The sequence below is a fragment of the Pelagibacterium sp. genome, assembly GCF_965249125.1.
Classification (GTDB): Bacteria; Pseudomonadota; Alphaproteobacteria; order Rhizobiales; family Devosiaceae; genus Pelagibacterium.
In genome coordinates, this window is the sequence record NZ_OZ252217.1 from 473,557 (window position 1) to 489,162 (window position 15,606).

Below are 15,606 nucleotides of genomic sequence, written 5' to 3' on the forward strand. Positions count from 1 at the left end.
AATCGGAACATTCCCATGGCTCGCAAATATTTTGGCACCGACGGCATTCGTGGTCTGGCCAACGGCCCCAAGCTGACCCCTGAACTGGCGCTCAAGGTCGGCATGGCGACCGGGCTCGCCTTCACGCGGGGCGATTACGCCCACAGGGTGGTGATCGGCAAGGACACCCGCCGGTCCGGCTACATGATCGAGAATGCGCTCACCGCGGGCTTTACGGCCGTAGGCATGGACGTGTTGCTGCTCGGCCCCATGCCCACGCCCGCCGTTGCCATGCTCACCCGCTCGCTGAGGGCCGATGTCGGCGTCATGATTTCGGCATCCCACAATCCGTTCGACGACAATGGCATCAAACTCTTCAAGCCCGATGGCTACAAGCTGTCCGACAGCTTCGAGGCCGAGATCGAGAGCCTTATCGATTCCGATCTGACGCCCCGTTTGGCGCGCGGCACGAGAGTGGGCCGCGCCCGCCGCGTCGACGAGGCCCGCACGCGTTATGTCGAATATGCCAAGCGCACATTGCCGCGCGACATGGACTTCACCGGCCTGCGGGTGGTGGTCGATTGCGCCAACGGTGCCGCCTACAAGACCGCGCCGGAAGTGCTCTGGGAGCTTGGCGCCGAAGTCATCTCCATCGGCATTTCGCCCGACGGGTACAATATCAATGACGGGTGCGGCTCAACGGCGCCGGGTGCACTGATCGAGAAGGTCCGCGAGTTGCGCGCCGATATCGGCATCGCGCTGGATGGCGATGCTGACCGGGTTCTTATCGTCGACGAGAAGGGCAATATGGTCGATGGCGACCAGGTGATGGCTGTTATCGGCACCTCATGGCATGAGCGCGGCCAGCTTTCGGGGGGCGGAATCGTTGCCACCGTGATGTCCAATCTCGGACTACAGCGCTATCTCGAAGCGCAGGGCCTGTTGCTCGAGCGCACCAAGGTCGGGGACCGCTATGTGCTCGAAGCCATGCGCGGCAAGGGCTTTAATGTGGGCGGCGAGCAATCGGGCCATATCATTCTGTCCGATTTCACCACGACGGGCGACGGGTTGGTCGCGGCGCTTCAATTGCTTTCGGTGGTCAAGCAGGAGGGCAGGCCGGTGTCGGAAGTCTGTCATCGTTTCGATCCCGTCCCGCAGCTGTTGCAGAACGTGCGCTATAAGCGCGGCAAACCGCTCGCTGACAAATCGGTCCGGGCCCTGATTGCGGATGCCGAAATCCGGCTCGGCGAAACCGGGCGTCTCATCATCCGCGAATCGGGCACCGAGCCGGTCATTCGCGTGATGGGGGAGGGCGATGATGCGGCGCTGGTCTCCCAGGTCGTTAGTGAGATCGTGGCGGCGATTGGAAAGGTCGCCTGATTTCGGACTTTACCGTTAAGCGGTACGGTTAAGCGCGCCTTAAGGAAGTTCCTCTAAATTCCCCGTAATTCTTGGGGTTTTATGGCTTGGGGAACTTGTGCCTATGAAAAAGCTGGTCGCTTATGCTGTCGTTGGGGCAGCAGCGTTCATGTCGACGGCGGCCATGGCTGCCGATCCGGTGACTTTCGATTATCCTGTCTACAAGGATTATGTCCCCCCCTACGTCCCGCCCGTGGATGAAGGGCTCAAGGGCTCGTTCTACTTGCGTGGAAGCGTGGCAGGAAACTATGCATGGTCGCGCCAGGCGCGCCACCCGGACGCAGGGGATGTCTTTTCGATCACCGAGGGCGGCTGGGGTTACAGCGCCGGCATTGGTGCGGGGTATGAGACCGGCACAGGTTTGCGGTTCGACACCACAGTTGACTATCTCGCCAACAACAACATGACGGCCGACATTGCGGGCGTAGATCATACGCTTGAATTGCGTTCGACCATCGTGTTGGCCAATGCCTACTATGATTTCGGCCTCGGAGATATGGTCTTTCGGCGGCGGGCGGTGCGTTCGGCTATGTGGGCGCTGGCGCAGGTGTGGCATTCAACGATTCGCGCGTATCCGACGGCGCCTTTGGTCCCTGGGGCAGCAATACGAGCTTTGCGGCGGCAGGTATGGCTGGTGTCGGCTATGATTTCGGCTCCATCGTTGCCGATCTGGGCTACCGTGCGCTCTACATTGCGAGCATTGAGAACGACAACGAGACGCCTCGTTATGCGCTCGATGACACTTTGGTTCACGAATTGCGCGCCACTTTGCGCTATCGCTTCTAGAGCATGTCTGAGCTTGATTGAATCGATTGTGGATTCCCAAATCGGCTTGGATGTGATTCATCATTGATGCTGGATTGGAGGCCAGCATCCATGATCAAGCCCTATTCCGATGATTTGCGCGAACGTGTTGTTGCTGCAGTTGGCACCGGGGAAAGTTGCCGGTCTGTCGCCGCCCGTTTTGGCGTTGCGGTTTCTTCGGTTGTGAAGTGGTCGCAACGCTCGAGGTCCACGGGGTCGGTCACACCAGATCGAATGGGTGGCCGGCGTCCTGTCATTCTCAATGCGCACAGGCAATTTGTTCTTGAACAGTTTCAGCAGACTCCGCACCTGACCGTGCGGGGTCTGCAAGCGCTTTTGGCCGCACAAGGCGTACAGGTATCCCATGATAGCATATGGCGCTTTATCCGGCGCGAGGGTCTGAGCTTTAAAAAAAAGCCTGTTCGCGCTTGAGCAGGCTCGGGCTGCGGTCGCCCGTCAGCGGCAGCGCTGGAAGTCCTGGCAGGCTTGGCTCGATCCATCGCGGTTGGTGTTCATCGATGAGACGTGGATCAAGACCAATATGGCGCCCCTGCGTGGATGGGGTCCAAAAGGGCGGCGGCTCAAGGGCTATGCGCCGCACGGCCATTGGCGCACCATGACCTTCCTGGCCGGATTGCGCATGGACGGCCTGACGGCGCCCTGCGTGTTCGATGGCCCAATCAACGGGCTCTCGTTCCGCGCCTATGTCGAGCAGGTCCTGATCCCCACGCTCAAGCCGGGTGACATCGTCATTCTCGACAATCTGGGCAGCCACAAAAGCAAGGCCGTGCGGGACGCCATTCGCGCCGCGGGCGCGCGCCTATGGTTCCTGCCGCCCTACTCACCGGACCTCAACCCCATCGAGCAGGTCTTCGCCAAGATCAAGCATTGGATGCGTATAGCGCAACAACGCACGATCGAAGAAACATGGCGCCTGATCGGACACCTCGTCTCAACCATCAAACCCCAGCAATGCAGAAACTACTTCAAGAACGCAGGATATGCTTCAATAAAAACCTGACATGCTCTAGGCGTTGCGCAAATCATGGTTTCAAGGGCGGCCTAGATGGTCGCCCTTTTTGTTTTAAGCAGCGCGTACAGCGCGCCGCCGGCGATCAACCCCCAAAAGGCGGCGCCTATGCCGAACAGGGTCAGGCCGGAGGCTGCCGTTACGAAAGTCATGATCGCGGGTAAGCGGAACTCCTCGTCGCTGACCGAGCCGACGAGCGCGTTGGCCAGAGCGCCAATGAGCGCCAGCCCGGCGACGGCCTCGATCAGGATTGGCGGGGCGGCGGAAATGAAGGCCGCAGCAATGCCGGCCCCCAGAGCGAACAGAATGTAGCCGAAACCTGACGTGATGGCGGCGATATAGCGTTTGGACTTGTCCGGATGCGCCTCCGGTCCGGCACACAGGGCGGCGGTTATCGCGGCGAGGTTGATCAGTTGCCCGCCCAGCAGTGCACCAATGGCGCTGACCACGCCGGTGGAAACAAAAATCGGCTTCACATCCGGCTGATAGCCGTTGGACCGCAGCACGGCCAGACCGGGAATATTTTGCGAGGCCATGGTCACGACGAACAGAGGCAACGCTATGCCGACGATGGCGTCGAGATTGAGAGCCGGCACGACCATTACGGGGGCGGGCCAGGCGTTGGCAAACAGATCGGCGGGAAGCTCGGTCGAAATCGCAATCATGATTGCGCTGGCCGCCACTGCGGCTGGTACGGCCCATATACGGGCAAAACGCAGGCAGGCGGCCCAAACAAGAATAATGGGTAGCGCCAGCGTGGGAAGTTCGGAAACGGCCCTGACGGGAGCGAGGCAGAGATTGAACAGAATGCCGGCCAACATGGCGCTGGCGAGGGGCATGGGGATCGCTGCCACGGCACGTCCGAAAGGGCGCCAGAAGCCCGCGATGACGATCAGCGCTGCGGCAAACATGAAGGCGCCGACGGCTGCGGGAAAACCACCCTGGACAGCGCCCGTCGTGATGAGCAGCGCAGCGCCGGGCGTCGACCAGGCAATCGAGAGCGGCATTTTGGTAATATAGCTCATGGTTGCTCCGACCAGAGCCATGCCCAGACAAAGTGCGAAAAGCCCCGATGCAGCCTGAGCCTGTGTGGCGCCCACGGAATCGAAACCCTGCAATATGATGGCGAACGAACTCGCAAACCCCACCAGCGAGGCGAGCAGTCCCGAAAAGATTGGCTGAAACAAAGTCCCGGAATGCGGCACGGCCGGGTCGGACGGGGAGTCGATCATGGTGGGGAACTCGAAAAAATTGCGGAGCGACCGAACGCCGGTGCGGATGTGCTTTGAGCCGGACTTGCCTTTTCAATGCCACTTTTAGTCGAGTCGGGCATATGCGTGCCAACCACTTTTGAAAGTAATCCTTTGAAACAGCGCGCTATTCCCGTTGATCACATTTTTGTCATCGTTGGTTCCCACTGTTGGAAGCGTCAAAATGGCGCCGCTTCAGAATGCCCGGCGGATGGCCGTACCCACCGGGAACCATTCTTGCCACCGGTCATTTTGTTTCGAGAATGAAAAGGAGACCAAAAATGCGTAAGTTTCTTGCCCTTCTGGCTCTGCCGCTCATGCTGGCCGTTGCCGCTTGTGACATGCCTCCGCCCGAAGATGGTGGTGTGCCCGCCGATCCGGCAGTGACGACTGACCCGGCCGTTCCGGCCGAGCCCGCAGTCGAATAACAACCGGATCGATAATTTGTTTTGACAAGGGGCGTCCGAAAGGGCGCCCCTTTTCTCGTGAAATGCGGAATCCGATTAGCGACCAGGCACGGCCACAACAGCGAGAGGGTGCGCGGATCGGTGGGATCGACGCGGCGCGGGCGCTTGCCATTGTGGGGATGCTGATGGTCCATGTAGGACCGCGCGATCGGACCAATGTCGCAGAAGTCTTGTACAATCTGCCCCATGGCCGGGCGTCGATCCTGTTCGCATTCATTGCCGGCATCGGAATGTCGCTTCTGTCGGCACGGCGGGGGCAAATGAACGCGGCCAGAATTCGCCTGGTTTGGATGGCTCTGGTCCTGCTCCCACTGGGGTTGGTCTTGCAGACGCTCGATCACGGGATTGCGGTGATCCTGCATCACTATGCCGTCTTCTATCTGTTTGGCATCCTCGTGATGGCGCTGCCGATGCGACTGCTGGGCATGTTCGCCGCTGTGGCTAGCGTCTGCGGGCCACTCGCCTATTTTGCGATCGGTGCCCAATGGCCCGATTTTGTCGGGCGCGAAACGGTCGCCGTGGGTGATCGTCCGGTCGAAATTGTCGGCGGATTGCTTCTGAGTGGACCCTATCCACTGCTCACATGGTCTGCGGCGCTGCTTTGGGGCATGTGGGCCGGACGGCTCGATTTGCGGTCGGCGCGGAGCCAAGTGGGGTTGCTGATGGTTGGCGTTGCCCTGGCGGCGAGCGTCGCAATCATCGCCGCTTTTGCCCTTCATATCCTTGGTGAACCTGAGGGGCTGGGCGACTGGCGGCAATTGCTCTCGGACGCGCCGCACAGCCAGATGCCGTTGTGGATGGTCGGGTCGATCGGGGCGGCGAGCGCCGTTACCGGTGCCATGCTCATCATTGCCGATCATTGGCACCGCTTGAGCGGCCCGCTGGTCGCTCTGGGACAACTGGCTTTCAGCTTTTATGTCGCTCATCTTGTCGCTTTGCATTTTCTCAAGGACATCCTGCGGCGCGAAACCGTGGGGGAGGCCATGGTTTCGGTGATCGTCGTCACGGGCATGGCCGGGCTGTTTGCAGTGATCTGGCGCCGGAATTTTGCGCGCGGACCGCTGGAGGCGCTGCTTGTCCTGCCCTTCGACCGAGCCAGGCAGGGCCGGCAATAATTTGGTCGCGTCGGCGGTTGCACCCGGATATGGAGAGGCATGGATAAAGATCAGTTTCCTATATTTCTGGTGGCCACGCCCGGTCTTGAAAAAGCGCTTTGCCGGGAAGCCCATGAGCTTGGCTTTTCCGAACCCAGGCCGGTCGTCGGTGGGGTCGAGATTTCGGGTGGTTGGGATGAGGTCTGGCGTGCCAACCTTCAATTGCGGGGTGCCGGACGGGTGCTGGTGCGGATCGCCAGCTTTCGCGCCAGCCATCTGGCGCAACTCGACAAGCGGGCGCGGGCGGTGGCGTGGGGCGATGTGCTGCGCGAGGATGTGCCGGTGCGGGTGGAGGCGAGCTGCAGGAAGTCGAAAATCTATCATTCCGGCGCTGCGGCGGAGCGGGTGCAAAAGGCGATAGCGCAGGAGCTGGGCGCGCCGATAGCGGATGGTGCGGACGTCAGGGTGCTGGTGCGGATCGAAAACGATCTGTGCACGATCAGCATCGATACGTCCGGGGAGGGGCTTCACCGGCGCGGACACAAGCTGGAGGTCAACAAGGCGCCGATGCGGGAAACCATGGCGGCGCTGTTGCTTCGCGAATGCGGGTACACGGGCAATGAGCCGGTGCTCGATCCGATGTGCGGGTCCGGCACCCTGGTCGTGGAAGCCGCGGAAATAGCGTTGGGCCTCGAGCCGGGCCGTTCGCGGCCGTTTGCGTTCGAACATCTTGCCGGTTTCGATCCCGCCGCATGGACGGCAATGAAACAGACCCGTCAATCGAGAGACACTGCCTTTCTGTTTTATGGCAGCGACAGGGACGCCGGAGCTGTTCGGATGAGCATAGCCAATTCCGAACGGGCGGGGACAAGTCCGGTCACGCGCTTTGCCCAAACCCCGGTTGATCTTTTGGAGCGCCCGGAAGAACCTGCGGGGCTGGTGATCGTCAACCCGCCCTATGGGTCGCGGCTGGGGGATCGGAAAAAGCTCTATCCGCTCTATGGCGCGCTGGGGCAGGTGCTCAAGACCCGGTTTTCGGGCTGGCGGGTGGGGATGGTCACGTCCGACAGGGCGTTGGCGCAGGCGACCGGGCTGGCGTTCGGCAAGCCGGGTGCGAGCATCGACAATAACGGGTTGCGGATCGCGCTGTACCGGACCGGCCCGCTCCCTTGATTGCAACCCAATCGGGGCCGTGAAAATTGCCTCTGCGTGAGAAGCAATCGAGAGGCTAAAATCATGGGCAAAAGGGCAATCGTGACCGGTGGTGCGGGGCTGATCGGGGCCGGAACCTGTGCTGCCCTCATGGACGCCGGCTGGGAGGTTGCATCGTTCGATCTGGTCGAAGGGCCCAAGGGCGCGCGGTTCGTTTCCTGCGATGTGGGCAGCGAAGCATCGGTCGGTGCGGCGTTCGATACGCTCGGGTGGGATCGCGTCGATCTTCTGGTCAACAATGCCGGCATCGCCGGGCCGGTGACCGGATCGATCACCCAATTGGCGCTCTCGGATTGGCAAAAGATCATCGACAGCCATCTGACCGGCGCTTTTCTGATGACACGCGCCGTCGTACCGCTGATGGGCGCGGGCAGCGCCATCGTCAATATGGCCTCGACGCGTGCCTTCATGTCCGAGCCCGATACCGAAGCCTATGCCGCATCGAAAGGCGGCCTTGTGGCGTTGACCCACGCGCTGGCGATTTCGCTGGGCCCCGACATTCGCGTCAATGCCATAGCGCCGGGCTGGATCAGCGATAAGACCGATTTGCGAAAAGAGGATCATGCGCAGCATCCGGTCGGGCGGGTGGGAGAGCCACAAGATATCGCGCAGGCGGTGCTCTATCTTGCCGGCGCGGGGTTCGTGACCGGGCAGGTTCTCACAGTGGATGGCGGCATGACGCGCAAGATGATCTATGAAAACTGAACCCGGCGCTGCGTCATGATACCGCCCGATGGGAGCGGTGGGGATAAAGCTGTTGCACTGGTGCCATCGAAATGATTTAGGGGCACCGCATCTGGCCGCCCTCCCTTGGGGCGGCCAAAGAGTTTGAGGTCCCCCTCCCATGATCCGTCTTGAAAATATCGGCAAGCAGAACGGCAAACAGATCGTTTTCATCGAAGCCTCCGCTGCGCTTCAGAAGGGCGAAAAGATCGGGCTGGTGGGACCGAACGGGTCGGGCAAGACCACGCTGTTTCGCATGATAACCGGCGAAGAGGGGCCCGATGAGGGGCAGGTGTCCGTCGATCGGGGCACGACCATCGGTTATTTCTCCCAGGATGTGGGCGAGATCGCGGGACGCTCGGTGGTGGCCGAAACCATGGACGGGGCAGGTCCCGTCGCGGCGCTTTCCGCCGAGATGCGGCAGCTCGAAGCCGATATGGGCGATCCCGACAAGGCCGACGAGATGGACGCGATCATCGTGCGCTATGGCGAGGTGACCGAACAGTTCGAAGAGCTCGACGGCTATGCGCTCGATGGCCGCTCGCGCGAGGTGCTCGACGGGTTGGGGTTTTCCCAGGCGATGATGGATGGCGATGTCGGGGCGCTGTCGGGCGGCTGGAAGATGCGCGTGGCGCTGGCCAAGATCCTGCTCGCCAAGCCCGACGTTCTGCTGCTCGACGAGCCTTCCAACCATCTCGATCTCGAAAGCCTGATCTGGCTCGAGGATTTCCTGAAAAATTTCTCCGGCGCGCTGCTTATGACCTCGCACGACCGGGCGTTCATGAACCGGGTGGTCAACAAGATTATCGAGATCGATGCGGGGACGTTGACGTCCTATACGGGCGACTATGAATTCTATCAGGAACAGCGGGCCATCGCCGACAAGAACCAGCAGGCCCAGTTCGAGCGCCAGCAGGCGATGCTGGCCAAGGAGATCCAGTTCATCGAACGGTTCAAGGCCAGGGCGAGCCATGCCGCGCAGGTGCAGAGCCGGGTGAAAAAGCTCGACAAGATCGACCGGGTCGAACCGCCCAAGCGCGCCCAGAAGGTTGTGTTCGAGTTTCGTCCCGCGCCGCGTTCGGGCGAGGACGTGGCCGTGCTCAAGGGCGTCGCCAAAACGTATGGGGAAAAGACCATCTATGATGGGCTCGATTTTCACGTCCGGCGCAAGGAGCGCTGGGCGATCATGGGGGTCAATGGGGCGGGCAAATCGACACTCCTTAAACTGGTGACCGGGGCGGCGGAGCCCGATACCGGATCGGTTGCGCGGGGACCCTCGGTCAAGATGGCCTATTTCGCCCAGCATGCCATGGACCGGCTGGACGGGGACAAGTCGATCTTCGACATGCTGCAAAGCGAATTTCCGCAGGCGAGCCAGGCGCCGCTGCGGGCCTTGGCGGGGTGTTTCGGGTTTTCCGGTGACGATGTTGAAAAGAAATGCCGGGTGCTCTCGGGCGGGGAAAAGGCGCGGCTGGTGATGGCCATGATGCTGTTCGATCCCCCCAATTTTCTGGTGCTGGACGAACCCACCAACCACCTCGACATCGCCACCAAGGAAATGCTGATCGAGGCTTTGGCCAATTACGAGGGCACCATGGTATTCGTCTCGCACGACCGGCATTTTCTGGCCGAACTCTCCAATCGGGTGCTCGAGGTTTCGCCCGAGGGTGTGCGCACCTTCGGCGGCGGGTATCGCGAATATGTCGAGAGCACCGGGCAGGAGGCGCCGGGGTTGAGGCATTAGGCTTGGTGAGGGGCGCCGCGTTTTGGAAAGGCCCCCTCACCCGGACCTTGCTTTGCAAGCTCCGACCTCTCCCCCAAAGGGAGAGGTGAAGATCGCTGCGAGCGTTGAAAACTATCCTTAACGGTCAAGGCCCCTCACCCCAACCTTCTTCGGCTCCAATCGCTCCACCGGAGCGATTGGTGGCTGCGCCACCGCCTCGAAGTCCCCAGAGGGGCGAGGGAGTCCCGCTGCGGCTTGCGGGAGCGTCGGTGTTTCTCTCAGGCGTTTCGGCACGCTTAACCCTCGCCCCTCGGGGGAGAGGGTGGCCGGCAGGCCGGTGAGGGGCCTTGCTGAGACTGCCCCTCGCTTCCCCGGTCCCGGCTTTCGCCGGGATAAACTCCAGCCGAGGCCGATGTGCTTTTCCTCACGCACCGGAGTGTCGGCAAGACTGCTGGGTCCCCGATCAGGTCGGGGACAGCGATGGGTGATAGGTTACCCTCTCGACTCCATCACCGCCGCTCACCCACCCCGTCGTCATCCTCGGGCTTGACCCGGGGATCCGCAGGGCGTCCGCAAGCGCGGCAGAAGTGGTGATCCTTGACGCGTCATCGGTCCCCAATCCCTTCACCGGCTGCCCCGACGCAGCAGATCCCCGGGTCAAGCCCGAGGATGACGCGGGTGAAGGTGGAAGCGCTCGAAAAATCTTATCCCCACCCCCTTCGTCATCCTCGGGCCCGCCCCCGGCGGCTCCATCACCGCCGTTCACCCTACTCCCTTCGTCATCCTCGGGCTTGACCCGGGGATCCGCAGGGCGTCCGCACGCGCGGCAGAAGTGGTGCACCTTGGCGCGTCATCGGTCCCCAACCCCTTCACCGGCTGCCTCGACGCAGCAGATCCCCGGGTCAAGCCCGAGGATGACGCGGGTGAAGGTGGAAGCGCTGTGAAAAAACTAATCCCCGCCCCCAGACACTCGTGCCATTCTCCCCCCACGGTGTCGCCAGGGACGAGGATGCATACGAGCTTCCGGCGGGACCGATCCGGGTTCCATGCGGGTCGCTGCAGGGAAGGCCCAAAGCGGACGGATGGCCGGACGAGGAACCAGGCGTTCCACGTCGCACTCCCGAAAGGGAGAGGGGCACCGACGGGAGGTTGGCAGGGAAAGTGGGGACCGGTTTCCCGGTTCGCCAACCGACCCACTAAAAATGCCAATATCCCGGACGACAAACCCCAGCCCGAGACGCCGCCATAAGCCAAAAACCCCGGATGCGTGGGGCGATGATCGCTTCATATACTAAATAAACATGCGGAGCGTTCATTGCCCCATGCCGTCTATCTGGAGCGCTTCCAGAAAAAGTGGGAACCGGTTTTTCGGTTCGGAAGCGCGACCGGCAAGAAAGTCAGTAAGCCGAGGCCTTTGGCCGTCGGAGGGTTTGGCACGACTGATAGAATTGCCGTTTACTCTGCCGCATTCGATTACGTCAAAAGGCCCATCATCATATTGCTTGCCAACCGCCCCCATCCTCCTCTATACGGGCTGCGGGCCATCCCTCCCCAACGAGGGACGCCCATCTGTAAGGATGGAGCAACATGACAGATATTTCTGCCGCCACCGATGTGGCGAAGCCGGATGTGCGTCCGGAAAATCCCAATTTTTCGTCAGGTCCTTGCGCCAAGCGTCCCGGGTGGACGGTTGAGGCGCTTGCTGGTGCGCTGGTGGGGCGGTCCCACAGGGCCAAGCCGGCCAAGGCGCGGATCAAGCGCGCCATCGACCTGACCCGCGAACTGCTCGAAGTTCCGGACGATTACCTGATCGGCATCGTGCCGGCTTCCGACACCGGCGCCGTGGAAATGGCGCTGTGGGGCATGCTGGGCGCGCGCGGCGTCGACATGCTCAATTGGGAATCGTTTGGGGCCGGGTGGGTCGCCGACGTTCAAAAGCAGCTCAAGCTCGACGATGTGCGGGTGCTCAAGGCCGAATATGGCGAGTTGCCGGACCTTTCCGAAGTCGATTTTACCCGCGACGTTGTCTTCACCTGGAACGGGACGACCTCGGGTGTGCGGGTGCCCAATGGGGACTGGATTCCGGCGGACCGCGAAGGGCTGACCATTTGCGATGCCACCTCGGCGGCGTTTGCCCAGAACCTTGATTTTTCCAAGCTCGATGTTGTGACCTTTTCCTGGCAGAAGGCGCTGGGCGGGGAAGCTGCGCATGGGATTTTGATCCTTTCGCCGCGCGCCGTCGAACGTCTGGAAACCTTCACCCCTGCCAACCGCCCGCTGCCGAAAATCTTCCGGCTTACCAAGGGCGGCAAGCTGATGGCGGACGTCTTTGAAGGCGCGACCATCAACACGGTCTCGATGATTTGTATCGAAGACGCAGTGGACGCCATGGAATGGGGTCTTGAGGTCGGCGGGCTCAAGGCGCTGCAGGCGCGGGCCGATGCCAATGAAAAGGCGATTGCCGATTGGGTTGCGAGAACCGGCTGGGTCGATTTCCTCGCTGCCGATCCGGCGGTGCGCTCGAACACTTCGGTGTGCCTGAAAATCGTCGATCCCGAAGTTACGGCGCTTTCCGACGAGGCACAGGCCAAGCTCGCCAAGGCGGTGGTCTCCCGGCTCGACAAGGAAGCTGTCGCCTACGATATCGGCGGCTATCGCGACGCGCCGACCGGATTCCGCATCTGGTGCGGCTCGACCGTGGAAACTGCCGATCTCGAAAAGCTGGGGCCCTGGCTCGACTGGGCATATGCCGAGGAAAAGAAGGCGGCGCTGGCGTAGGGCTGGAACGATGGCCAACCAGCGGCTCAGGAGTTTTGCTGCCGATACGCTGGCGCTGGTCATCTTCTTTACCATCGTCAGCGGGCTCAACGAGCGGTTCATTTCCGGCATGAGCTGGCCCGAAGTGGCCACCTCACGCGCCATCGGTGCTCCGCTCATGGTTCTGACCGCTCGGCCTTACGGGTATTGGCGGGACTGGTTCTTGAAGATCACCAGCCCCGCATCCACCACAGCGACATTGGTCGTGGATTCCATCGCGCTGCTGACGTTCCAGGTGCCGATTTACGTGCTCATTATTTTTGCCGGCGGGGCAAGGGGTGTGGGGATCGTTGCCGGAGCGCTCGGATTTGCGGGGTTGATGCTGGTTTTGGGGCGACCCTACGGACTGTGGCTCGAATTCGTCCGCAGCCGGTTCGGGTTAACGGGGCCGGGCCAGAAACCGATGTCGCTGGGCGGCTGACATAGACAATTTTCGGGCGTGAAGGCCCTTTTGAAGCAAGGATTATGACATGGCCAAGGTATTGGTTTCGGACAAGATCAGCCCGGCGGCGATCGAGATTTTCAAGGCGAACGGGGTCGAGGTCGACTACCTTCCCGATGTGGGCAAGGACAAGGAAAAGCTGGCCGAAATCATCGGGCAGTATGACGGGCTCGCCATCCGCTCGGCGACCAAGGTGACCGAAAAGATTTTGGCCAATGCGACCAATCTCAAGGTGATCGGACGCGCCGGTATCGGGGTGGACAATGTCGATATTCCGGCAGCGACCGCCAAGGGCGTGATCGTGATGAACACCCCGTTCGGCAATTCGATCACCACGGCCGAACACGCGATTTCGATGATGCTGGCGCTGGCGCGGCAGATCCCGGAAGCCGATGCGTCGACGCGGGCGTCCAAGTGGGAAAAGAACCGCTTCATGGGCGTTGAAGTGACCAACAAGACGCTGGGCCTGATCGGGGCGGGCAATATCGGCTCAATCGTCGCCGACCGCGCCCAGGGCCTGAAAATGAAGGTCATCGCGTTCGACCCGTTCCTTACGCCCGAACGCGCAGTGGATCTGGGTGTCGAAAAGGTCGAACTCGACGAATTGCTCGCAAAGGCCGACTTCATCACGCTGCACACGCCGCTGATCGACGCGACGCGCAACATCATTTCGGCCGAGGCGATCGCCAAGATGAAGGACGGCGTGCGGATCATCAATTGCGCGCGCGGCGGGCTGATCGACGAAGCGGCGCTCAAGGATGCGCTTGAGGCGGGCAAGGTTGCCGGCGCGGCGCTCGACGTGTTTCTTGAAGAGCCGGCCAAGGACAATCCGCTGTTCGGCATGGCCAATGTGATCTGCACGCCGCACCTTGGCGCTTCGACCACCGAGGCGCAGGAAAATGTCGCGCTGCAGGTTGCCGAGCAGATTTCGGCCTATCTGGTGACCGGGGAAATCACCAACGCGCTCAACTTCCCCTCGATTTCGGCGGAAGAAGCGCCCAAGCTGACCCCGTTCGTCAAGCTGGCCGAACTACTGGGTTCGTTCGCAGGACAACTGACCGAGACCGGCATCAAGGGCATCCGCATCGAGTTCGAGGGCGATGTCTCCGACCTCAACACGCGTCCGATGGTGGCGGCGCTGCTCAACGGGGTGCTCAAGCCGCTGCTTGAAGACGTCAACATGGTTTCGGCTCCGGCGCTGGCCAAGGATCGCGGTATCGCCGTTGAAACGGTCAACCGCGAACAGGTTGGGGCCTATGACAACCTCATCCGGCTCACTGTCGTGACCGAACGCCAGGAGCGCAGCGTGGCCGGTACGGTCTATGGCTCCAAGGCGCCGCGGATCGTCGAAATCAAGAACATCACGCTCGAGGCGGAAGTCACTCCGCACATGCTCTATATCACCAATGAGGATAAGCCCGGCTTTATCGGGCGGCTGGGCACGCTTCTGGGCCAGCTCGGCATCAATATCGCCAACTTCAACCTGGGCCGGGTCGAGCAGGGCAAGGACGCGATTGCGCTTCTGTCGATCGACAGCGAGTTGACCGATGGCGAGTTGACCCAGATCGAAGGGCTCGAGGGCGTCAAGCAGGCCAAGCGGCTGGTGTTCGGGGTTTAAGGCCGATCACATCGATATTGAAAGGGCGGCAGATGCCGCCCTTTTTTGTTGTTTGTCGCGCTTCCGAACCACAAAAAACACTCTATTGCGGCTTTAAGATATCGCGCAGATGGCGACGGGCCGCATATTCGGCAATGCCGATCCCCGCAATGATGAACGCAGCGGCGACCATGTGGAACATTTCAAGGGTTTCCCCGAGCATGAAGACCGCAAGCAGGGCCCCGAAGACGGGGATGAGGTTGATGAACAGGCTACCCCGGTTGGGGCCGATCAGCTCGACCCCTCGGGCATAGGTCATCTGGGCGACAATGGAGGGCAAAAGGGCGACGTAGAGGACGACCGCCCAGCCGCGCCAGCTCATAGTGCTCACTTCGGCAACAAGGCCCGCCGCGCCGGTGCCGAACGCGAACTGATAGCCGAACGCGGCGAGCATGGCGAAAAAACTGGCGCTGGCGATAAAGCTCAGCCAGCCGATTTTCGGCTTGTAGCGCAGCATGAGCGAGTGCAGCGCGTAAAACAGCGCCGCGAGCAGCATCAGCGCGTCGCCGATATTGACGTCGAGCCCGACGAGGCGAAGCGGGCTGCCATGGGTCGCGACATGGACGACGCCATAGATGGTGAGCACGACGCCCACGATATGCAACCCCGAGGCGCGAACGCGGAAAATCGCGAAATTGCCGACCATGACCAGCACGGGAATGGCCGCCTGGATCATGGCGACATTGACGGCGGCGGTATAGGTGGTGGCAGCGTAGAGCAGCACGTTGAAGCTGGTGAAGCCCAGAATGCCGTAAAAGGCCAGCCAGCCCCAGGCGCAGCGGATTTCCGCCCATTCGGCCTTAAGGCTCGACCATGCGAAAGGGAGGATTATGAGGAAAGCCATGAGCCAGCGCATGACCGAAAGCGCATAGGGATCGAGTTCGCCGATGGCGTATTTTCCCGCGATGATATTGGCGCCCCAGAACAGGGCGGACAGGGTCAAGAGCAGGTAGGGCTGGCCCATGAGCCGCGCAAAAGGACTGGATGGG

At 61.4% G+C, this 15,606-nt stretch carries 13 protein-coding genes; 11 read left to right on the forward strand and 2 right to left on the reverse strand.

Going from position 1 to position 15,606, the window contains the following annotated elements; translation table 11 throughout:
- Nucleotides 1-15 precede the first annotated feature (15 nt).
- From glmM to ACP148_RS02360, 3 genes are all read left to right on the forward strand, one after another.
- Nucleotides 16-1,359, forward strand: coding sequence for a phosphoglucosamine mutase (gene glmM / locus ACP148_RS02350; RefSeq protein ID WP_421951016.1), 1,344 nt, complete (start codon nt 16-18; stop codon nt 1,357-1,359).
- Nucleotides 1,360-1,462: 103 nt separating this feature from the next.
- Entirely contained in the window at nt 1,463-2,251 is a 789-nt protein-coding gene (locus ACP148_RS02355; RefSeq protein ID WP_425033083.1) for a hypothetical protein, read from the forward strand.
- Between the two features lie 23 nt (nt 2,252-2,274).
- A protein-coding gene (locus tag ACP148_RS02360) for an IS630 family transposase (RefSeq protein ID WP_421951019.1) occupies nt 2,275-3,223 on the forward strand; the annotation gives its coding sequence in 2 pieces (ribosomal slippage) (nt 2,275-2,610 and nt 2,612-3,223; 948 coding nt in all).
- Nucleotides 3,224-3,264: 41 nt separating this feature from the next.
- Here the strand turns inward: ACP148_RS02360 and ACP148_RS02365 are convergent.
- On the reverse strand, nt 3,265-4,464 hold the full coding sequence (locus ACP148_RS02365) for a benzoate/H(+) symporter BenE family transporter (protein ID WP_421951020.1): 1,200 nt from the start codon (nt 4,462-4,464) through the stop codon (nt 3,265-3,267).
- A gap of 299 nt (nt 4,465-4,763) precedes the next feature.
- On the opposite strand from ACP148_RS02365, the gene ACP148_RS02370 reads away from it, so the two are divergent.
- From ACP148_RS02370 to serA, 8 genes are all read left to right on the forward strand, one after another.
- Nucleotides 4,764-4,910, forward strand: a complete 147-nt coding sequence (locus tag ACP148_RS02370; protein WP_014131596.1) for a hypothetical protein — start codon at nt 4,764-4,766, stop codon at nt 4,908-4,910.
- 164 nt (nt 4,911-5,074) lie between these two features.
- On the forward strand, nt 5,075-6,064 hold the full coding sequence (locus tag ACP148_RS02375) for a DUF418 domain-containing protein (protein ID WP_425033084.1): 990 nt from the start codon (nt 5,075-5,077) through the stop codon (nt 6,062-6,064).
- A gap of 39 nt (nt 6,065-6,103) precedes the next feature.
- A complete protein-coding gene (locus ACP148_RS02380; protein WP_421951022.1) occupies nt 6,104-7,216 on the forward strand; it encodes a THUMP domain-containing class I SAM-dependent RNA methyltransferase in 1,113 nt (370 codons plus the stop codon).
- A gap of 63 nt (nt 7,217-7,279) precedes the next feature.
- On the forward strand, nt 7,280-7,960 hold the full coding sequence (locus ACP148_RS02385) for an SDR family oxidoreductase (RefSeq protein ID WP_421951023.1): 681 nt from the start codon (nt 7,280-7,282) through the stop codon (nt 7,958-7,960).
- A gap of 139 nt (nt 7,961-8,099) precedes the next feature.
- On the forward strand, nt 8,100-9,722 hold the full coding sequence (locus tag ACP148_RS02390) for an ABC-F family ATP-binding cassette domain-containing protein (RefSeq protein WP_421951024.1): 1,623 nt from the start codon (nt 8,100-8,102) through the stop codon (nt 9,720-9,722).
- Nucleotides 9,723-11,288: 1,566 nt separating this feature from the next.
- Nucleotides 11,289-12,479: a phosphoserine transaminase gene (locus ACP148_RS02395; protein WP_421951025.1), complete on the forward strand. Its 1,191-nt coding sequence runs from the start codon at nt 11,289-11,291 to the stop codon at nt 12,477-12,479.
- A 10-nt stretch (nt 12,480-12,489) separates the two neighbouring features.
- A complete protein-coding gene (locus tag ACP148_RS02400) occupies nt 12,490-12,939 on the forward strand; it encodes an L-alanine exporter AlaE (protein WP_421951026.1) in 450 nt (149 codons plus the stop codon).
- A 49-nt stretch (nt 12,940-12,988) separates the two neighbouring features.
- Nucleotides 12,989-14,578, forward strand: a complete 1,590-nt coding sequence (serA, locus tag ACP148_RS02405; protein ID WP_421951027.1) for a phosphoglycerate dehydrogenase — start codon at nt 12,989-12,991, stop codon at nt 14,576-14,578.
- An 82-nt stretch (nt 14,579-14,660) separates the two neighbouring features.
- Here the strand turns inward: serA and ACP148_RS02410 are convergent, their stop codons facing one another.
- On the reverse strand, nt 14,661-15,581 hold the full coding sequence (locus ACP148_RS02410) for a DMT family transporter (RefSeq protein WP_421951028.1): 921 nt from the start codon (nt 15,579-15,581) through the stop codon (nt 14,661-14,663).
- Nucleotides 15,582-15,606 lie beyond the last annotated feature (25 nt).